The sequence below is a fragment of the Chryseobacterium sp. FG46 genome (assembly GCF_057809135.1).
The window spans coordinates 181,258-200,405 of record NZ_JBMDJJ010000006.1; the positions used below are offsets into that span (position 1 = coordinate 181,258).

Consider the following 19,148-nt stretch of genomic DNA (forward strand, 5'->3'; position numbering starts at 1 on the left):
TAGAGCTGTTTACGGAATTTTTATTGAATAAAAACGGCAGAAAAAAGTAAAGATTATCTCACCGAATTTTTAATAAATGACCTGATTATGTTACTAAACAAAAAAATATCAGTCTGGTATTTCATCCGTGAAATAAAAACCCAAATTCTGTTGATCGGAATATTTGCCATAGCCATTGGACTTCTGGACGAGCTTCCATGGTTTCGAAAGATATCACTGCCATTGAATATTCCTGCATTGCTGGGAACAGCAGTATCATTGCTTTTAGCATTCCGTACCTCTCAGTCCTATGAAAGATGGTGGGAAGCCAGAACCGTTTGGGGAGCCATTGTCAACGATTCCAGAACTTTAGTGAGACTGATTATTCAGTTTATGCCTGCCGGAGATGATAAAGCAATAAAAGATTTTGCTGAAAGACAGATTATCTGGACCTATGCCCTTGGAGAATCGCTGAGAAAACTTCCGTTTTCTGAAAAAGTTCAGCAATATCTGGATCAACATCAGATTAAAGGAGCCAATATTCCCAATGCAATTCTGGACGAACACTCCAGACAGGTGAAAGAAATTGCTGCCTCCAAAGGACTGACGGATTTCCAGCAGATGCAGCTCAATGATATCATCACAAGATTATGCGACAGTATGGGGAAATGCGAAAGACTGAAGAATACGGTTTTTCCCCGCTCTTATAGTGTTTTAGTACATATTCTGATCTATGTTTTTGCGGCCATTCTTCCGTTTGGACTTGATGATTCTCAGTTGGTAGTAGAAATTGCCATTACTTTCCTGGTTCCGGTGACATTCATTGCCATTGAGAAAACATCCATCATCATGCAGGATCCGTTTGAAAATGGTCCGGTAGATACCCCAATGACTTCTCTGGCGCAGACTATAGAGGTCAATATCAGACAGATGATTGGCGAACAGAATGTACCTTCCAAAAAAGAAAATACATTGTACTATGAAATGTAATAATTTGTAAATATGAAAAAAGATATAGAACACAAACTCATTGATAAAAATACCAAACCTACCAGTATGAGGATTCTGGTATATGACTTCTTGAGCTCTCAGGAAGCGGCTTTGTCCCTTTCTGAAATAGAAAATTATTTTGAAAATGCTGATAGAATCACCATCTACAGAACACTGAAAACTTTTGAAGAAAAAGGAATTGTTCACAGTATTCAGGAAAATACAACCACGAAATACAAACTCTGCGAAGATGATTGTGATGAAAAGACACACAAAGACTGGCACCTGCATTTTTATTGTAAAATATGCAAACAGACAACTTGTAAGGAAGATATTTCTTTCCCTGAAAATATCCAGACCAATTTCAGGATTGATGAAATAAGATTATTTGCCAAAGGAATTTGTGAAAACTGTCTTGAAAGTTTGCAATAGCATTGCATCAGTCTCATCTTTACATTTGTATAAAAATATTCAGTTATGGAAAAATGCTGTAGTACAACCCCGGAAAAACCAGATACAAAAGGACATCAACATCATCATGCAGAAGGAGACGGACATGATCACTCTCACGACTCCGGAGATGAGACGGTCTTTCAGATGTTTCTTCCGGCTATTATATCCTTTATCATCTTATTATTGGGAATTGCCTTTGATAAGTATATAAAACCCGATTGGTTTACAGGCTGGGTACGTTTAGTATGGTTCCTGGCAGCATATATTCCTGTAGGATTCCCTGTATTAAAGGATGCGTATAAAAGTATCATCAAAGGAGATGTATTCTCAGAATTCTTTCTGATGAGTATTGCAACCATTGGTGCTTTTGCCATCGGAGAATATCCTGAAGGAGTTGCAGTAATGCTTTTCTATGCCGTAGGAGAGGTATTTCAGTCTATGGCAGTTACCAGAGCCAAAGGAAATATAAAAGCTTTATTGGATCAGCGTCCTGATGAGGTAACCGTTATGGTCAATAATCAGCCAAAAACCATGAAAGCCAAAGAGGCTAAAATTGGAGACATTATACAGCTGAAACCCGGTGAAAAACTGGCGCTGGATGGAGAATTGCTTTCAGACTCGGCTTCATTCAATACAGCCGCTTTAACAGGAGAAAGTAAACCCGATACCAAAAATAAAGGCGAAGCGGTTCTTGCCGGGATGATCAATATGAACAGTATTGCTTTGGTTAAAGTAAATACAGCCTATGAAGACAGTAAACTGAGTAAAATCCTGGAACTCGTTCAGAATGCTACGGCTCAAAAAGCTCCTACAGAACTGTTCATCAGAAAATTTGCGAAAGTATACACGCCTATCGTAGTATTTCTTGCCATAGGAATCTGTTTACTGCCCTATTTCTTCGTGAGCGATTATCAGTTCAGAGATTGGCTGTACAGAGCATTGATATTCCTTGTGATTTCCTGCCCTTGTGCCCTGGTGATCTCAATTCCTCTAGGATATTTCGGAGGAATCGGAGCGGCAAGCCGAAACGGAATTTTATTCAAGGGAAGTAATTTTCTGGACAGCATTGCAGCAATTCAGAATGTGGTGATGGATAAAACCGGAACGATGACAGAAGGCGTATTCAAAGTTCAGGAAGTAAGCATAAGCCCTGAATTTAACAAAGAAGAAATCCTTCAGTTGGTCAATGCCCTCGAAAGTAAAAGTACCCATCCGGTGGCAACGGCTATTCACAATTATGCAGGAGAGATCAATCACGCTATTCCTTTAGAAAATGTAGAAGAAATTGCCGGCCATGGATTAAAAGCAATGGTTAACGGAAAAGAACTTTTGGCAGGAAACTTTAAGCTGATGGATAAATTCAACATCAGTTATGATATCAACCACGCCAATATAGTGTACACCGTGATTGCAGTGGCTTATGACAACAAATTTGCAGGATATATCACGATAGCAGACAGCATAAAAGAAGATGCCAAAGAAACAGTAGATAACCTGCATAAAATGAATGTGAAAGCAACCATGCTGAGCGGTGATAAAGGTACTGTTGTGAAATATGTAGCAGATCAGCTGGGAATTGACAATGCGCTCGGAGATCTGCTGCCTGAAGATAAAGTAAACAAGGTTAAAGAAATCAAAGCTAAAAACCAGACTGTAGCTTTCGTAGGAGACGGAGTAAATGATGCTCCCGTAGTGGCTTTAAGTGATGTAGGAATTGCAATGGGAGGCTTAGGAAGTGATGCTACTATTGAAACTGCCGATGTAGTTATTCAGGATGATAAACCAAGCAAAATCCCAATGGCAATCAATATCGGGAAACAAACGAAAAAGATCGTTTGGCAGAATATTGTACTTGCCTTTGCTGTAAAAGCCGTTGTTCTTATTCTTGGGGCAGGAGGTCTTGCAACCATGTGGGAAGCTGTGTTTGCAGATGTAGGAGTTGCATTGCTGGCTATTTTAAATGCGGTGAGAATCCAGAGAATGAAATTTTAAGAAGCAAATAATAAACACAACTCAATTATATTCAATAAAAGCTCTGCTGAATTTTTAGCAGGGTTTTTGTTTTAAACTCTATATTGTGCTATTGAGACTCCTGCGGAGTGATAAAGAGACTGCCTTTACTTTCGTATAAACTATAACTGATAATTACAATTAGTATAAAAATGATACACACAGTTTGTCATTCCGGTAGGAATCTCTGCAAAAACAAATCTCCTCTAATTAGAGAAATAAATCAAACCAGCATTGCAATTTTATCAGAGATAAAATCCTTGCGTCTTAATACAGGGAATATTTAAAAAAAACTGCGTCTTTGCGATTTCCAACAAAACAAAAAAGCTCTGCCAAAAATATCAGCAAAGCTTTTATCAACAAGATTAAATTGTATATAAAGAACTAAATTTATCGGATTTGGGCCTACTCAAAGTTCGGGATAATAGGATGATAGTAACAGCCACAGTTTTGTAAATTTTAACGGTAACAGATAAAAATTTTCCAATGACATTCATCATAAATGGAATATAAAACAGTTTTGAAGTAGTATATTTGTAACAGAGAAAAAATCGTTGAGGTTATTTATTTCCATATTGGTCATTTTTACCATTGCATTACGTCCCGTTTTGCCATTGATAAACTATGCTGTTAATTATGACTATATTGTAAAAAACCTTTGTGAGAACAGAAATGTACCACAATCAACATGTAAGGGAAAATGCTATGTGAAAAAAGAACTGGCAAAAACAGAAAAACAATCCAACAGCTCCCAAACCATAAAGATTGCAGGGTTAGATGTTTTTATTTCTTATGATATCCTTTCCTTCTCTTCTCAGCTAAATTCGGAATTGTTAACTAAAATTCCCGATTCAGGCTACTTTAATTCTCATTCTTCAGGCTACTTTTCAAGAATATTCCATCCTCCATTGATATAATTGTATTGTAAACTATATCTTTAGTTTAATAGGTGAAGGTTTTCAAAAATCTTTATAAATAAACTGTTAAAGAAATATTTTGCAATTAAAATTAATTGTTGTAAGCAAAAAGAATGCACCAATTCTTCTTAAGAAATGCTGTGCTTTTTCCACTTATGCATTGTGTCATAACTTTATTTAATAGTATTAATTTTAATTTAACATTACAATGAAATCTCTCATTATTTCGACTGCTTTGCTGTCGGTATCATTGCTGTCGTGTGCAAAAGAAACGCCTAAGGTAAAGCATGCAAGCCATATGGACACTTCAGGAAAGAAAATAGAAAATGTACAGGTAGTGAATGAAGAAGACCCTATCTGCCACATGAAAACAGCCGGATCTCTTAAAGATACTGCGGTATATAAAAATAAAACGTACGGTTTTTGCAGTGTGTACTGCAAAGATGAATTTAAAAAAAGTCCCGAGAAATATGCCCAAAAATAAGAAGACCAATAATAAAAGTAAAGTGATTATACCCATTGCGGTATTTGCATTGCTTTTCCTGGGAATCGGGATAGGAATGGGGTATTTTAAAAAGAACCTTTATACGGTGATGAAAGTTCCGGACTTTGAACTTACAGATCAGAATGGTAAAAAGATCACCAATAAGGATATGTTGGGAAAGGTATATCTGGTAGAATTTTTCTTCAGTAAATGTCCTACCATATGCCCGGTGATGAATACCAATATGAAAGCGATTCAGAGCCAGATTAATGATCCTGATTTCGGGATTATCTCCATCAGTATTGATCCGGAAAATGATACACCTGCAGCTTTGAAAGAACATGCGCAAAGAATTGGTGCAAAATCTCCCAACTGGCATTTCCTGACCGGAGACCGTACATACATAGGTAATCTTGCTGATCAGTTTAATATCTATGTAGGCGATAAAGAAGATGAAGGAGAAAGCCTGAACCACAGCGGAATGATTGCTCTGGTAGATCAGGACGGAAATATCCGATGCAGATACAATAAAGAAAATATGCCCATTCTGTATTATTCAGGATTGAATTATGGAGATCCGGAAGGTAAAACACCCTTGCTTACAGGAAAATACCATCCCGACAGAGAAATTCTGATTGAGGATATTAAGAAATTATTGAAATAGAGAAGATGGGAGAGGGAAGCAGGAAGTACTTTCGGCCTATGAAGTTCTGATGATTTTTGATGTAAAGGTAATTAGAAGTTGAAAAATTGATGTTATGACATTTATTACTTCCAGCCTCCATCTCCCGGCTTCCATCTTTAAAAGAAAACATTGTTCAACCATAAACAAAAAAGTTATGAAGATTATGAAAATAGCTGCTTTAAGTGCAGTTTTCGCGGCTCAGTTTGTACTGGCTCAGTTTAAGCAGACTCCTCTGCCGTATGCTTATAATGCTCTGGAAGGGAATATTGATGCCCAAACGATGGAAATTCACTATTCAAAACACGGTGCAGCTTACACTGCCAATTTGAATAAAGCCATTGCAGGAACTCCACAGGAAAAAGAAACATTGTTTCAGATTCTTTCCAACGTATCAAAATTGCCTGCTGCAGTAAGAAATAATGCAGGAGGACATTACAACCACGAATTGTTCTGGACGGTTCTTACGCCTCAGAAAAACACTCAGCCTTCTGCAAAATTAGCAAAAGCCATCACCGAAACCTTCGGAAGTATGGATGCTTTTAAAGAAAAAATGGCGAAGGCAGGAGCAGATCGTTTCGGTTCAGGATGGGCGTGGCTTTCTGTAGGGAAAGATGGAAAATTATTTGTTTCCTCTACTCCTAATCAGGACAATCCTTTGATGGATGTAGTGGAAGAAAAAGGAACGCCGATCTTCGGAATTGATGTATGGGAACATGCTTATTATTTAAAATATCAGAATAAAAGAGCAGATTATCTTGGCGCGATTTGGAATGTTACCAACTGGAAAGAGATCAGCAGAAGATATGACGAAGCGATAAGCAAGAAATAATCTGATGAAATTATTTTACAGCATACTTTTTACTTTTTATATGGTGCTAAGACCTTTAGTGCCCGTGGTAGAGTATGCTGTAAATTATGATTATATCGTTAAAGTTCTCTGTATTAATAAAAGCAGACCGGAGGTTCACTGTAACGGAAAATGTTACCTGAGTAAAGAACTGGCCAAAGCCAATGATTCAGAATCTTCACCCTTTCAGAAACTCAAAAACTTAGGACAGAAAGTCCTTGATACCTATATTCTGCCCGAAACCACAGAGATCAGCACTACTGAAAAACGATCGTTTTTCAATTTCAACTTCACCTACGAAACAGCTTATTCTTTTCTGTTTCTGACCCATATTTTCAAACCACCGATTTTTTAAGTTAAACCATCACTATTTTACCGCAAAAGTCACAAAAGCTTATCTCAATTAAAATCAAAGATTTTTAAAAGCTTAAGTGTTCTGATGAACATAAAGATTATCACTTATATCACTTAAGTGTAAAAAACTTTTATGCCTTTTTGTGGTAAAAGAAAAATGTGTTCACATTCAAAATAACACATTCAAAATAATATTCAACTTAAAAAATCAAATTGAAAATGTACAAATTCTTATCCCTATTTTTCGTAGTCATTACATTACTTACCCTTTCATCATGCAGAAACAGTGATGATGATGAGGTTCAGAATACAACCCCCGGAAATCTTCAGATCAAATTTGAAAACGGATTCAATAATCTTGGAGATATTGTTCTGAACCAGACCACCCAGACTTCAGCAAAAGGACAAAAGCATCAGTTTTCTACTCTTAAATATGTGATCAGTAATATTGCACTTATTGATGAGAACGGAGGAGAATTTAAGTACCATTATAATGATCCTGATAAAGGGGCTTTCATTGTAGATCAGGCAGAAGCTGTTGCGGGAATCAATTACATTAATTTAACGGATATTCCTCAAAATAAATATAAGAAGATAAGAATTGGTTTAGGAATCAGCCAGACCGCTTATCTTCTCGGACAGGATGGACAGGGAGTTTTCTGGCAGAAAGCTAAAACGGCTGGTATGACTTGGTCCTGGGCAGCAGGATACATTTTTACCAAGCTTGAAGGTAAGTATGGGACTTCTTCTGCAGATACCAAGTTTATGAATCATTGTGGAAATATGGGGAATGTTACAGCCAATAACACTCCTGATCTTTACCGTGAGACTACTCTGGATTTGCCTGTTACAGCCAGAGTAACCAAAGATATCAGGCCTTCCGTACATATTCTGGCTGATCTTAATCAGTATTTGAGCGGGCAGACTACTTTAAAGCTGGATAGCACTAACCATACGGCAATGGGATCCAGCCAGCACCTGGTGAATGTAACTAATAATATTACAAAAATGTTTAAAGTAGATCATGTGCATAATGACTAAGATATTCGTAATATCCAATAGAGGGCATTTTTGCTCTCTTTGGATTTTCGCCATCCTGACAAGCCTTTTGGTTTCATGTTCTGGCGAATATGAAGGAATTCCTATTGATAAAGATGAACCTTATAGCTTACAATATCCTTCAGGCTTTCCCAAAATGACGTTTGATGTTACCGGAAATCCTGTTACAGTAAATGGAGTAGCTCTTGGAAAAAAACTGTTTTATGAAGGAAAGCTGTCCAGAAACAATACTATTTCCTGCGGGTTCTGTCACATTCAGGAATATGCATTTACCCACCACGGCCATAATGTAAGCCATGGGATAGATGATAGATTAGGAATAAGAAATGCACCGCCTATTCAGAATATGGCTTTTCTCAAAAATTATACATGGGACGGGGTAAGTCATAATCTGGATGAAAGATCTCTGGTTCCTATTACTACAGATTTTGAAATGGACAGCTCTCTTCCTGAAGCAGTAGGAAAACTGAATAGTGATGCGAACTACAAAAAAATGTTTAAAGCAGCATTTGGTGATGAAAAGATCACTGGAGACCGTATTCTTAAGGCTATTTCTCAGTTTATGGCAACATTGATATCGGCAGATTCCAAATATGATCAGATGATGAAAGGAACGCTATCTTTCACGGCTGAAGAAACACAGGGAATGTCCCTTTTCCGGAATAAATGTGCATCATGTCATTCAGGAGAATTGTTTACCGATGAGAGCTACCGAAATTCAGGAATGTATTACAACGCCCAGTTCGATGACAGAGGAAGATACAGGGTTACTTTAGATTGGAATGACAACATGAAATTCAGAGTTCCCAGCTTAAGAAATGTAGAATATACCGCACCTTATATGCATGACGGAAGATTTTACACCTTAGAGGCGGTACTTAATTTCTATTCAGACAATGTTGAAAATCATCCAAATCTTGATCCTCTTTTAAAACAGAATGGGCATACTGGTATTCCCATGACGGGTCAGGATAAACAATATATTATAGCTTTTCTGAAAACACTATCAGATAAGAGCTTTATATCCAATCCAAAATTTGCAGAATAATTTATAGAAGACATGAAGAAGATTATAATAATCATAAGTTTGATCCTGTTGAGTCAGTATCAGGCGAAGACCATTAGAGACAGTGCATATATTGCCCCGGAAACCTTTAGTAGATTCAATTTTGATGATGATTGTGATGCCTGTGGCTGTGCGGCAGGAAACGGATCTTCCGGCTTTGAATCTTTGCTGAATCCACAGTTTGTAGGAATCAAATACTTTGCCCAGCATTACAAAGCCAAAGAAAACTTATTTGTAAAAGATCTTACACAGGATCAATATTTTAATACCCTGCAGCTTTGGGGAAAAATTCCACTGACTAAGAAACTGAGTGTTTACGCAAGTCTGCCATTCCATTTTCATGAAAAGAAAACCATGCAGGGAGATATTAAAATCAATGGAATAGGGGATCTTAATCTGATGGGAATTTACCAGCTGATGAGTTCCAAAGATAATTTCCATCATCTGAGCGGAGGTTTGGGCGTGAAAATTCCTTTAGGGAAATTTGATGAAAAAGGAACATCCGGTGTCAATCCAAGTTTTCAGCTGGGAACCGGAAGCTGGGATTATCAGGCGGCTTTGAATTATAAATTTCAGAAAAATAAAGTAGCCGTATTGGTCAATACAGACTATACAATCAAAACAGAGAATAAGAAAAATTACCGTTTTGGAAACCAGTGGAATTATGCTGCAACAGGTTTTTATCAGGTTGCGGGGAATGAAAAGTCTATTTTTTCTGTAAAAACAGGAGTTCAGGGAGAAGTATATGCCCAGAATAAACAATTTGATGAAGCATTGCCTAACACTGCCGGGAGCGCTTTGTACGGAAAACTGGGATTTGAAGCTTCTTATAAAAAGCTGAGCCTGGGAAGTGAAATGATGCTTCCCATGTATACTCATCTGGCAGGAGGAGATATTGAAGCCAAATCAAGATTCAGTATTTTCCTTAATATTGGAATTTAAAGGGGAAACCCCTAATGAAATTATGCTAAAGCTCCTTCGGGAGCTTTAATTGTTTATAAATCATGATTTTAATTGGGGATTAGGAATAATTATTTATCTTTGCCGGAATTTGGTGAGCCGTAAAAAGCTCTTAAAAGGGAATCCGGTGAAAATCCGGAACAGACCCGCTGCTGTAAGCTCCGCACCAAAGTTTTTGAAAAATATATCCACTGTTTTTAAGAATGGGAAGGATTTCAAAAATGGAGTAAGTCAGAAGACCTGCCAGAAAATAATCGTTTGACGCTTTCGTGGAATAAAGCTTAGGACATCAATGATTCTGTGCAGTGACAGCTGTGCTTTGTCGTTGTATTCTTATACCCATTAGCGTCTTCATTACCCTAAATGAGCTAATGGCGGCAAAACTAACTACTTCTGCAATTTATAAAGCTGTTTTCACAATATTAGTGTTAACATCTCAACTTGTGTTTTCCCAAACTAAGAAAAAAGACAGTCTTCAGGAAGAGACCATTAAAGGAATCAATCTTTACAAAAAGAATTTTAAAGAAATTATTCCTGCACAAACCCTGCAGGGAGAACAGCTGGAAAGACTAAACAGTCATTCTGTGGCAGATGCACTGCGGTATTTTTCGGGAGTGCAGATTAAAGACTACGGCGGATTGGGTGGTTTGAAAACTATTAATATCCGAAGTATGGGAAGCCAGCATGTAGGTGTTTTCTATGACGGAATTCAATTGGGAAATGCCCAAAACGGACTGGTGGATCTGGGAAGATATTCCTTGGATGATCTTGAAGAAATATCATTGTATAACGGGCAAAAAAGCGAAATTTTTCAGCCGGCAAAAGACTTCGGATCTTCAGGATCTATTTATTTACAGCCTAAAACTCCTGTGTTTAAAGGAACAAGAAAAACCAATCTTGTGATAAGAGTCAAAAGTGCTTCCATAGATCTCTTTAATCCTTCATTCCGGTTGGAACAGAAGATTTCAGACAGGATTTCTGCCAGCTTCAGCGGAGAATTTATGCAAAGTGACGGAATTTACAGATTCCGGTATGCGAAGAAATATCCGGACGGCCAGCAGGCTTATGATACTATCGCAAAAAGACAGGATTCAGACATCAAAGCAAAACGTTTTGAAACTTCTTTATATGGAACTTTAAATAACGGAAGCTGGAATATCCGTGGTTACGGTTATATTTCAGACCGTGGAATGCCGGCACCTATTGTGAATGGCCGTTTCGGAGGAAGGGGAGCGAGACTTTCTGATGAAAATTATTTCGTACAGGCCAATCTGAGGAAAAAACTGTTCCCGAAATTTGAAACCCAGCTGAAAGCAAAATTTGCTTACGATTACACCCATTTCATGGATACGGTTCGTTCGCAGTCTATTATTCATACCGATAATACCTATATACAGCGGGAACTCTACCTTTCCTCATCCAATATCTATTCTATTACGCCCAATTGGGATATCAGCCTGAGTGGTGATTTTCAGTATAATAATCTGGATGCCAATCTGGATAACTTTTCTTATCCTACGCGTTACACTACATTGGTAGCATTGGCAACAACCTATCAGTGGAACAGGTTTAAAATTCTGGGAAGCCTTTTAGGAACCTTTACTTTTGAAGAAGTAAGAAAAAATAAAAGACCGGGAGATGCCAGAGAGTGGACACCTGCGGTATTTATGAGCTATCAGCCGGAGATCATTCCGGAGCTTACTCTCAGGGCTTTCTATAAAAGGATTTTCCGGCTTCCAACCTTCAATGATCTGTATTATACCAATATCGGAAATACCTACCTGAAACCGGAATTCACCAATCAATATGATATAGGATTTACTTATCAGAAAAATTATACCAACCGTTTCTTTAAAACATTTTATGCTAAAGCAGACGGTTACTACAATAAAGTACAGGATAAAATTGTAGCCGCTCCTAACGGAAGTATGTTCCGTTGGCTGATGATGAACCTTGGATTGGTTGAAATTATTGGAGCCGATGTAAATGTACAGACTGAACTTCAGCTGGGAAAAGTAACCCTTCGACCTTTGCTTTCTTATACGTACCAAAGTGCAAGAGATATAAGTGATCCGGAAGATACTTTCTATCGCAATCAGATACCTTACACGCCATGGCATAGCGGATCTTTCAGTCTGATGGCCGATTATAAAGACTGGAGTTTCAATTACAGTGCGATGTACGTAGGAGAAAGGTATGATGTGAATCAGGATAATATTCAGTACAATTATGTGCAGCCTTGGTATACTCACGATCTGTCTGTTCAGAAAAAATTCAACTGGGCGAATCATCAATTCAAAGTAAGCCTTGAGGCGAATAATATTTTCAATCAATACTATGATGTGGTCATCAATTATCCGATGCCCGGAAGAAACTTTAAACTTATTCTAAACTTCACCTTATGAGAAAACTAAACTTTTATTTTTTATTTCTGGTCTTAGCTTTTCTTACATCTTGCCGTACAGATGATATCATAGTCCGTCAGGAAGTGGTAGAAGGACTTCCCTCAGAAAATACAGCCATAAAAGGCTTCTACATGCTGAATGAAGGGAATATGGGAAGCAATAAATGTACCCTGGATTTTTTTGATTATACCAAAGGAACTTATTACCGGAATATTTACGCAGAAATCAATCCGAATGTGGTAAAAGAACTGGGAGATGTAGGAAATGATATCAAAGTGTACGGAAGCAAACTCTATATCGTTGTCAATGTTTCCAATAAAATTGAAGTGCTGGATGCCAAAACGGCGAAACGTATTACTTCTATTCCATTGCAAAACTGCAGATATCTAGCTTTCAAAAATGGGAAAGCTTATGCCAGCAGCTATGCCGGCCCTGTAGCCATTAACCCCAAAGCCCCTAAAGGAAAAGTTGTGGAAATTGATACCACTTCTCTTTCTATCCAACGTGAAGTGGTTGTAGGATATCAGCCGGAAGAAATGGAAATTGTGGGTAATCAGTTGTTTGTGGCCAACTCCGGAGGATATAAAGCTCCCGATTATGACAATACTGTTTCGGTAATTGATCTGAATACTTTTACAGAGCTCAAAAAAATAAATGTAGCGATTAATCTTCACCATATTAAAAAAGATAATTACGGTGATTTGTACGTAACCTCAAGAGGAGATTATTATAACGTTCCTTCCAGCCTTTATTTGATAGATGCAGCCACAGGAACTGTGAAAAAAGATTTTCACCTCTCCGTAAGTGAAATGACAATCGTGAATGATCAACTCTATTTCTATGGAAATGAATTCAATTACAATACCCACAGTTACAAAAAAACATTTGGAATCATTGATGTGAAGACAGAACAGATCATCGCCAACAGAATTTTTGATAAAGAATATGAAGATGCCATTAAAACACCTTACGGAATTGCCGTAAATCCCATCACAGAAGATATCTACATGACAGATGCCAGAAATTATGTATCCATGGGATTTGTGTATTGCTTTGATAAAAACGGACACTTTAAATGGAAAACCGAAGGCGGAAATATACCTGCCCACTTCGCTTTTTTATACAAATAACCCAACTTTAAGAAATGAACAGAAATAGCTTTACTTATTTGAAAATCGGATTTCTATCCTGCTTCCTTGTAGGAGTGATAGCCTGTAAACATGATGATGAAAATGAATTTACATTTAACGGACTTGATGATTCCTATACCATTGAACGTTTAAAGGTTTTGAGTATTCCTACCAATGCCTCAGGATCGGTTACATGGAGTATTAATGATTCTATTATCTCTCAGAATTCAGAACTTGAATTCATCAGTCCTACCGCAGATGCTTATCCTTTGACTTTAAAGATTAACAATAAAGGAAACGAGCAGGTTTTTCATTCTAAAATAATCGTTACCAAAGAAAAAACACCTTACAGTAAATATATTTCTAAAGTATTGGAGTTCCGTCCTGCTGTAGGGCAGTTCATGAACGAAATTCCGGAATATCTACCTGGAAATACTGCTGCAAATATGCTTCAGAAAGCCAATGAATCTTTAGTGGGAGGTAATTCTACTATGATCAGCTTGGGAGGATATGGCGGATATGTAGTGTTCGGTTTTGATCATACGATTCCCAATTTAAACGGACGTGATTTTAAAGTACTGGGAAATGCATTCTTTGGGAATGATGCTGCTGATCAACGCTCAGGATCTTGTGAACCGGGAATTATTATGGTGGCCTATGACAGAAACAAAAACGGAAAACCGGATAATGATGAATGGTACGAAATTGCAGGCAGTGAATATTTCAAAAATGCTACACTTAAAGACTACAGCATAACTTATCATAAACCTAACGAAAATAAAACACCTGTACCCGGAACTGAATTCTGGCAGACTGATGTGGAATATATCAAGTGGAGTGACAATCTGGGAAACCAGGGGTTCAAAACAAAAAATACCTTTCACGCCCAGAGCTATTATCCTTTATGGTTTACAGATCCTTCCTACAGCTTTTCCGGAACCAGACTTGCGAATAATTTTTACGATCAGAACGGTGACGGATCGTATTGGGTAGGAAAATCATATGAGTTTGGATATGCTGATAATGCTCCGAACAATGATGATGCCTCCAATATTGATATTTCATGGGCGGTAGACAGAAACGGAAAATACGTAAAACTTCCGGGCGTCGATTTTATGAAAATATATACAGGAGTCAATCAGGAAGCCGGCTGGCTGGGAGAAGTTTCCACTGAAGTGGCGGGAGCTTACGATTTACATTTCAAATAATAATTCAATTATACAATCTATTTAAATTAATAAAAAATGAAAAAGTTTTATCTTTTTATGATGCTTTTTCTGTTTGCATGCGTATCAAATGCACAGATAAAAGTTCAGGGTGTACCCCGAAATGATATTTCAGGGATCAGCAAGCTTAATACCACTACTATCAGTTTTTCTGATATCCAGTATTGGGTAGGATCGGGAACCAATCAGGCTGCTTTTGTAGTACAGTGGAACGACGGTAAAAACCCGGATGCTATGGTTTGGGGATTCAAATGGAACGGAAATGCTACCGGGGAAGACATGCTGAAAGCTATTGCTAAAGCAGATCACAGATTATATACCCTGCTTTATCAGGGAACACAGTTTGGATCAGCAGTCGGAGGAATTGGATTTGATCTGAACGGTCAGGGGACCAATGCTCTGATAAAAAGCGGAAATGCCACTTATCCTTTATATCCGGTGAATGGTTTTGTCAATACTACGGCTTATGATTTTGACAGCTACACGATAGTAGATGCCGCGAACGATCATTGGCAGTCTGGCTGGACTGTGAACGGATACTGGGCGTACTGGGTGAAAAATCCGGCAGATGCTGATTTCGGATATTCCAGTGTTGGTGCTTCCTCCCGTGCATTGGAAAATGGTTCCTGGGATGTATGGAACTTTAATGTAGGATTTAATGTAACACCTGTTTCTTCTACCATTACTCCCGTTTCTCCATTTGTAGCTTCTACAAACTATACCAATGGATATTTTATGGTGAACGAAGAATGGTTTGGTCATACCAATGGTTCTGTAAATTTCATTGACAATAACGGTCAGATCAATTACCGTGTCTACAGTAATGCGAACAATAACCAGGCTTTCGGTGCCACTACACAGTACGGAACAATTTATGGAGATAAATTTTACTTCATATCAAAGCAGGCTGCTGATGGTGGTGATACACAATATACGCCTGGAGGCAGGCTGGTTGTGGCCAATGCACAAACTATGCAGAAAATTGCCGGATTCAACAATATTGGGGGAGGTGACGGAAGATCATTTGTAGGAGTGAACGAGCATAAAGGATATATTGGTACTTCTACTGGTATTGTTACTTTCAATATTGATAATTTGCAGGTAGGTTCTTTAATAACCGGAACAGGAGGAAACGGGCAGATAGGAAATATGATCCGAACTTCACAATATGTTTTTGCAGTAAAGCAAGGGGCGGGAATTTTAGTCATTAATCCTAACACCGATACGATAGTGAGTACTATTGCGGGAGGCTTCTACTCAGTGGTTCAGGCCAAAGACGGAAGTGTTTGGGGGATTCAGGATCAGAAGCTGATCAACATTAATCCTACTACTTTTGCAACACAGGTTTATAATATTCCTACCACTAAATATTTTGGAGACTGGGGGGCATGGAATGCAGGCAGATTTACAGCAAGTAATAAAGAAAATGCTTTATACTGGATCAATTCAATTAGCAGCTGGAGTTCAGGAACACAGATTGTAAGATTTGATGTTACCACGAAAACATTTAATGAAAACTTTGCTGCAATTCCCGGACAGACAGGTCAGTTTAAACAAATCCCTTACGGATCTGCACTTCGTGTAAACCCGGTTACCGGAGAATTAGTTCTGAATACTACAGAAAGCGGATATGGAGCACACTACCAGAAAAACTGGATTCATACTTATGATATGACCGGAACTCTTATCAATACAAAAACATTGAATGATTACTATTGGTTCCCTTCATTAACGGTATTTACCAATAACTCAGTTCCTGTTGTAAGTAACCTTTTACCTTCGCAGGTTACTGCCGGAAACACAACAACAATTGATCTGAAATCAATAGTTTCTGATGCCGACAATATGGCGGTATCTGTTGTGAAAACTGTAAAATCAAACAGCAATCCTACGGCGGTTTCTGCTGTGATTAATGCCAATGATGAATTGATTTTAACACCACTTGTTTCAGGCGCATCTGATATTGTGATTGGTTTTAACTCCAATGGTAAACTGGTTGATAAAACCATTACAGTAAACAGTACTACATCAACTTTAGCCACCGCTGAGGTAAAAAAACTTGAATTCAGCATTTATCCGAATCCGGTAACTGATATTCTTACCATTAAGACACAGGAGAAAATCCAGAATGTTTCTATTTATGACGCTTCAGGTAGAGTAGTGAATGCACAGCTGAACAACGGACAGATCAATGTGACAACACTTCCAAAAGGTGTTTATATTTTAAAGGCTGTCACAGATAAAGCAGTATATCAACAAAAATTAATCAAAAACTAATATCGGTTTAGATCGTAATCTTGTTAATAAAACCTCTGGTCAATTTTGACCAGAGGTTTTTTATTTATCATTCAATATGATTGTAAATCGGTTATGCTGATAAATAGGATATAAAAATCCGGCAAGCTTGGAAAGCTTGCCGGATTCAATCTGTTATGTTTTTTCTTATTTAATAATCACTTTTTTAGAATATGTTTTTCCTTCTTTTGTCTGAAGTTTCATAATATATACTCCCTGTGGCTGTTTTGTTTCAAAAGAATTTGATGTCAGCCTGGAACGGAATACTTCTTTACCTGAAGTATTAGTGAGAGTAACCTCCGAACCTTCAGCAGAAACATTTTTGTCCAGAGTAAACTGCCCATCATTACTATGAGTCATGAAATTGATGAAAGGATCTTTGTATTGGTAAGCATAATATACTCTAAGCTCACCACCAATATTCAATAACCCTGAGTTAACATTAATTTTTATACGGTCAAAAGGAATGTTCATCGTCATCTCAATTTCACCTTTGCTGGGATCTCCGGCTCCAATGTTGATGATTTTTGTAGCAAGACTTGTGTAATCGTTATTGGATACATCTCCATTAAATGTTTCAATAGATACACCACCCAATACCTGGGCAGATAATGGAGTTCCGTTTGAACCAATGGCAAGAACAAGCTTGTTGGTATTGTTTGCAATATTGGTAGTAGGGAAGATTAATGTCTGTTCCGTTCTCGCAAGAAGACCTACTGATACCTGTAAAGTAGAGTAGTCATTCTCGTTGCTTCCTACCGCATTCTCAGGATTCAATACACCACAACCCAGGCATACTCCAAATACCTGATTGGTCTGGCTGCTTGCGTAGGTTTTTACAATCTGTGCAAAAGACATTGTGCTGGCTAAAAATAGGAATAATGCCAAAAGTGCAGTTTTCATCGTGCGTTGGCTAAGTAATAAATAAGATTTCATATGTAGAAGAATTTTGGTTTTAGCTTTTTTGTAAATTTATAAATAAAATAATTATGTTGCTTATATTATTTCATGATTATGTGAATTGTTAATAATTTATTGATATTTGTAACGGTGGTTTTATTATTGTTTAAAGGTCTTGCTGCCATTTTTGGTCTGAAAAATGAATATAACAAATATGACAAACTAACGAAGTCTGCCGTATTTATATTATCGCTTATTGAATTATTTGATTAAAATTTTTCTGGAATATGTTTTACCTTCCCTGGTTTGTACATTCATGATGTAAACCCCTTCCGGTTGTTTTGCTTCGAATGTATTTGAGTTCAATGTTGAACGGAATACTTCTTTTCCTGAAGTATTGAACAGGGTAACTTCCGCACCCTCCACAGGAACATTTCCGCCAAGAGTAATCCGTCCGTTTTGACTATGAGCCATAATATTTAGTAATGGATCCTGATAAGCATAATAAATTCTGAAACCACCACCAAGGCTCAGAACACCGCCGGTTAATCCGATTCTTATTCCATCATAGGGTTTTGAAGGCTTGAATTCTACCGTACCTCTGTTGGGTGTTGCACCCAGTTTAAGAAGACTCACATCGATTGTTCTTCGATCATCGTTAGAAGTACCGCCATTCATGGTTTCAAGAGTTACTCCGCTCAATAATTGTACTGATAACGGGATATTATCTGTTCCGATTCCTACTACAAGTCTTGTGTCTGATCTCAGGTCCGGGAAAATAAGAGTTTGCTGAATCCCTCCCAATAGCACGGTTCCCAATACCATTGTTGAATAGTCGTCTTCGTTAAAACCTACAGCATTAAGTGGATTATCTATACGACACCCCAGGCAGGCTACTCCGAATACGCCTGAACTTTGTGCATGCGCATAAATCCTGTTTTGTGCCAATGACATTGTGCTGGCAGAAAATAAAAATAAAGCCATCAATCCGGCTTTAATAGAGAATTGATTTCCCGAAAGTAAATTGAATTTCATGTTATATATTTTAGGATGAATAGTTTTATTCAAATTTAATAATTAATAGAATAAATATGAAATAATATTTCCATTATTGGTGATATTTTTAATGAAATTTAATATGACTTTACTGTCGGGAATAAAAATAGCATAATAAGGTCTTATTGGTGAGATGTTTTGTTGGTAGAAATTGTTGTCTTTAGTTTAATAGGGTAGGAATCATTAAGTTATTGAAAGCTTAAACCTATTGGAGAGTGAAAAAGATTCCCGAAAACTGTATATAGAAACGAAAAAAGGACTTTCGAAAAAGTCCTTTGTAGCCCGTAGGGGAATCGAACCCCTCTTACCAGAATGAAAATCTGAGGTCCTAA

The 19,148-nt window shown here is 37.6% G+C and carries 17 protein-coding genes and 1 riboswitch; of the genes, 15 read left to right on the forward strand and 2 right to left on the reverse strand.

Annotated features, from left to right (window positions below):
• Nucleotides 1-87: 87 nt before the first annotated feature.
• The 15 genes from ACODR7_RS06890 (at nucleotide 88) to ACODR7_RS06960 (ending at nucleotide 16,842) form a co-directional block, all read left to right on the forward strand.
• Complete coding sequence (locus ACODR7_RS06890; RefSeq protein ID WP_488838295.1) at nucleotides 88-969, forward strand: bestrophin family protein; 882 nt, start codon at nucleotides 88-90, stop codon at nucleotides 967-969.
• Between the two features lie 12 nt (nucleotides 970-981).
• A complete protein-coding gene (locus tag ACODR7_RS06895; RefSeq protein WP_488838296.1) occupies nucleotides 982-1,401 on the forward strand; it encodes a Fur family transcriptional regulator in 420 nt (139 codons plus the stop codon).
• 45 nt (nucleotides 1,402-1,446) lie between these two features.
• Entirely contained in the window at nucleotides 1,447-3,414 is a 1,968-nt protein-coding gene (locus ACODR7_RS06900; protein WP_488838298.1) for a heavy metal translocating P-type ATPase, read from the forward strand.
• Between the two features lie 572 nt (nucleotides 3,415-3,986).
• Nucleotides 3,987-4,349, forward strand: coding sequence for a hypothetical protein (locus tag ACODR7_RS06905; RefSeq protein WP_488838299.1), 363 nt, complete (start codon nucleotides 3,987-3,989; stop codon nucleotides 4,347-4,349).
• 208 nt (nucleotides 4,350-4,557) lie between these two features.
• Nucleotides 4,558-4,833 carry a YHS domain-containing protein gene (locus ACODR7_RS06910; RefSeq protein WP_488838301.1) on the forward strand — a complete coding sequence of 92 codons (276 nt, stop codon included), beginning with the start codon at nucleotides 4,558-4,560 and terminating at the stop codon, nucleotides 4,831-4,833.
• Nucleotides 4,820-5,497 carry an SCO family protein gene (locus ACODR7_RS06915; RefSeq protein ID WP_488838303.1) on the forward strand — a complete coding sequence of 226 codons (678 nt, stop codon included), beginning with the start codon at nucleotides 4,820-4,822 and terminating at the stop codon, nucleotides 5,495-5,497. Before ACODR7_RS06910 ends, ACODR7_RS06915 begins: the two co-directional genes overlap by 14 nt.
• A gap of 175 nt (nucleotides 5,498-5,672) precedes the next feature.
• The gene (locus tag ACODR7_RS06920) at nucleotides 5,673-6,347 is read left to right on the forward strand and encodes a superoxide dismutase (RefSeq protein WP_488838305.1); all 675 of its coding nucleotides are present in this window, start codon (nucleotides 5,673-5,675) and stop codon (nucleotides 6,345-6,347) included.
• A 4-nt stretch (nucleotides 6,348-6,351) separates the two neighbouring features.
• Entirely contained in the window at nucleotides 6,352-6,720 is a 369-nt protein-coding gene (locus ACODR7_RS06925; RefSeq protein ID WP_488838307.1) for a hypothetical protein, read from the forward strand.
• A gap of 218 nt (nucleotides 6,721-6,938) precedes the next feature.
• A complete protein-coding gene (locus ACODR7_RS06930) occupies nucleotides 6,939-7,760 on the forward strand; it encodes an MbnP family protein (RefSeq protein WP_488838309.1) in 822 nt (273 codons plus the stop codon).
• Nucleotides 7,753-8,826: a cytochrome-c peroxidase gene (locus tag ACODR7_RS06935; protein ID WP_488838311.1), complete on the forward strand. Its 1,074-nt coding sequence runs from the start codon at nucleotides 7,753-7,755 to the stop codon at nucleotides 8,824-8,826. The genes ACODR7_RS06930 and ACODR7_RS06935 overlap by 8 nt, the downstream gene beginning before the upstream one ends.
• A 12-nt stretch (nucleotides 8,827-8,838) precedes the next feature.
• Nucleotides 8,839-9,786 carry a transporter gene (locus ACODR7_RS06940; RefSeq protein WP_488838313.1) on the forward strand — a complete coding sequence of 316 codons (948 nt, stop codon included), beginning with the start codon at nucleotides 8,839-8,841 and terminating at the stop codon, nucleotides 9,784-9,786.
• A gap of 93 nt (nucleotides 9,787-9,879) precedes the next feature.
• Nucleotides 9,880-10,066: riboswitch (cobalamin riboswitch) on the forward strand.
• A 109-nt stretch (nucleotides 10,067-10,175) separates the two neighbouring features.
• Entirely contained in the window at nucleotides 10,176-12,209 is a 2,034-nt protein-coding gene (locus tag ACODR7_RS06945; RefSeq protein ID WP_488838315.1) for a TonB-dependent receptor plug domain-containing protein, read from the forward strand.
• The gene (locus ACODR7_RS06950) at nucleotides 12,206-13,339 is read left to right on the forward strand and encodes a YncE family protein (protein WP_488838317.1); all 1,134 of its coding nucleotides are present in this window, start codon (nucleotides 12,206-12,208) and stop codon (nucleotides 13,337-13,339) included. The genes ACODR7_RS06945 and ACODR7_RS06950 overlap by 4 nt, the downstream gene beginning before the upstream one ends.
• Nucleotides 13,340-13,353: 14 nt before the next feature.
• A complete protein-coding gene (locus ACODR7_RS06955) occupies nucleotides 13,354-14,547 on the forward strand; it encodes a cell surface protein (protein WP_488838318.1) in 1,194 nt (397 codons plus the stop codon).
• A 36-nt stretch (nucleotides 14,548-14,583) separates the two neighbouring features.
• Nucleotides 14,584-16,842 carry a DUF5074 domain-containing protein gene (locus ACODR7_RS06960; RefSeq protein ID WP_488838320.1) on the forward strand — a complete coding sequence of 753 codons (2,259 nt, stop codon included), beginning with the start codon at nucleotides 14,584-14,586 and terminating at the stop codon, nucleotides 16,840-16,842.
• Between the two features lie 165 nt (nucleotides 16,843-17,007).
• On the opposite strand, the gene ACODR7_RS06965 is transcribed toward ACODR7_RS06960, so the two are convergent.
• Nucleotides 17,008-17,763, reverse strand: a complete 756-nt coding sequence (locus ACODR7_RS06965; RefSeq protein WP_488838321.1) for a T9SS type A sorting domain-containing protein — start codon at nucleotides 17,761-17,763, stop codon at nucleotides 17,008-17,010.
• 258 nt (nucleotides 17,764-18,021) lie between these two features.
• The gene (locus ACODR7_RS06970) at nucleotides 18,022-18,795 is read right to left on the reverse strand and encodes a T9SS type A sorting domain-containing protein (protein WP_488838323.1); all 774 of its coding nucleotides are present in this window, start codon (nucleotides 18,793-18,795) and stop codon (nucleotides 18,022-18,024) included.
• Nucleotides 18,796-19,148: the final 353 nt, after the last annotated feature.

What these genes read in the sequence shown, in the direction of transcription:
- ACODR7_RS06915 (WP_488838303.1), top strand. Translation starts at nt 4,820, where the DNA reads ATGCCCAAAAATAAGAAGACCAATAATAAAAGTAAAGTGATTATACCC.
- ACODR7_RS06945 (WP_488838315.1), top strand. Translation starts at nt 10,176, where the DNA reads ATGGCGGCAAAACTAACTACTTCTGCAATTTATAAAGCTGTTTTCACA.
- ACODR7_RS06955 (WP_488838318.1), top strand. Translation starts at nt 13,354, where the DNA reads ATGAACAGAAATAGCTTTACTTATTTGAAAATCGGATTTCTATCCTGC.
- ACODR7_RS06920 (WP_488838305.1), top strand. Translation starts at nt 5,673, where the DNA reads ATGAAGATTATGAAAATAGCTGCTTTAAGTGCAGTTTTCGCGGCTCAG.
- ACODR7_RS06925 (WP_488838307.1), top strand. Translation starts at nt 6,352, where the DNA reads ATGAAATTATTTTACAGCATACTTTTTACTTTTTATATGGTGCTAAGA.
- ACODR7_RS06890 (WP_488838295.1), top strand. Translation starts at nt 88, where the DNA reads ATGTTACTAAACAAAAAAATATCAGTCTGGTATTTCATCCGTGAAATA.
- ACODR7_RS06970 (WP_488838323.1), bottom strand. Translation starts at nt 18,795, where the DNA reads ATGAAATTCAATTTACTTTCGGGAAATCAATTCTCTATTAAAGCCGGA.
- ACODR7_RS06910 (WP_488838301.1), top strand. Translation starts at nt 4,558, where the DNA reads ATGAAATCTCTCATTATTTCGACTGCTTTGCTGTCGGTATCATTGCTG.
- ACODR7_RS06930 (WP_488838309.1), top strand. Translation starts at nt 6,939, where the DNA reads ATGTACAAATTCTTATCCCTATTTTTCGTAGTCATTACATTACTTACC.
- ACODR7_RS06960 (WP_488838320.1), top strand. Translation starts at nt 14,584, where the DNA reads ATGAAAAAGTTTTATCTTTTTATGATGCTTTTTCTGTTTGCATGCGTA.
- ACODR7_RS06900 (WP_488838298.1), top strand. Translation starts at nt 1,447, where the DNA reads ATGGAAAAATGCTGTAGTACAACCCCGGAAAAACCAGATACAAAAGGA.
- ACODR7_RS06940 (WP_488838313.1), top strand. Translation starts at nt 8,839, where the DNA reads ATGAAGAAGATTATAATAATCATAAGTTTGATCCTGTTGAGTCAGTAT.
- ACODR7_RS06935 (WP_488838311.1), top strand. Translation starts at nt 7,753, where the DNA reads ATGACTAAGATATTCGTAATATCCAATAGAGGGCATTTTTGCTCTCTT.
- ACODR7_RS06950 (WP_488838317.1), top strand. Translation starts at nt 12,206, where the DNA reads ATGAGAAAACTAAACTTTTATTTTTTATTTCTGGTCTTAGCTTTTCTT.
- ACODR7_RS06965 (WP_488838321.1), bottom strand. Translation starts at nt 17,763, where the DNA reads ATGAAAACTGCACTTTTGGCATTATTCCTATTTTTAGCCAGCACAATG.
- ACODR7_RS06895 (WP_488838296.1), top strand. Translation starts at nt 982, where the DNA reads ATGAAAAAAGATATAGAACACAAACTCATTGATAAAAATACCAAACCT.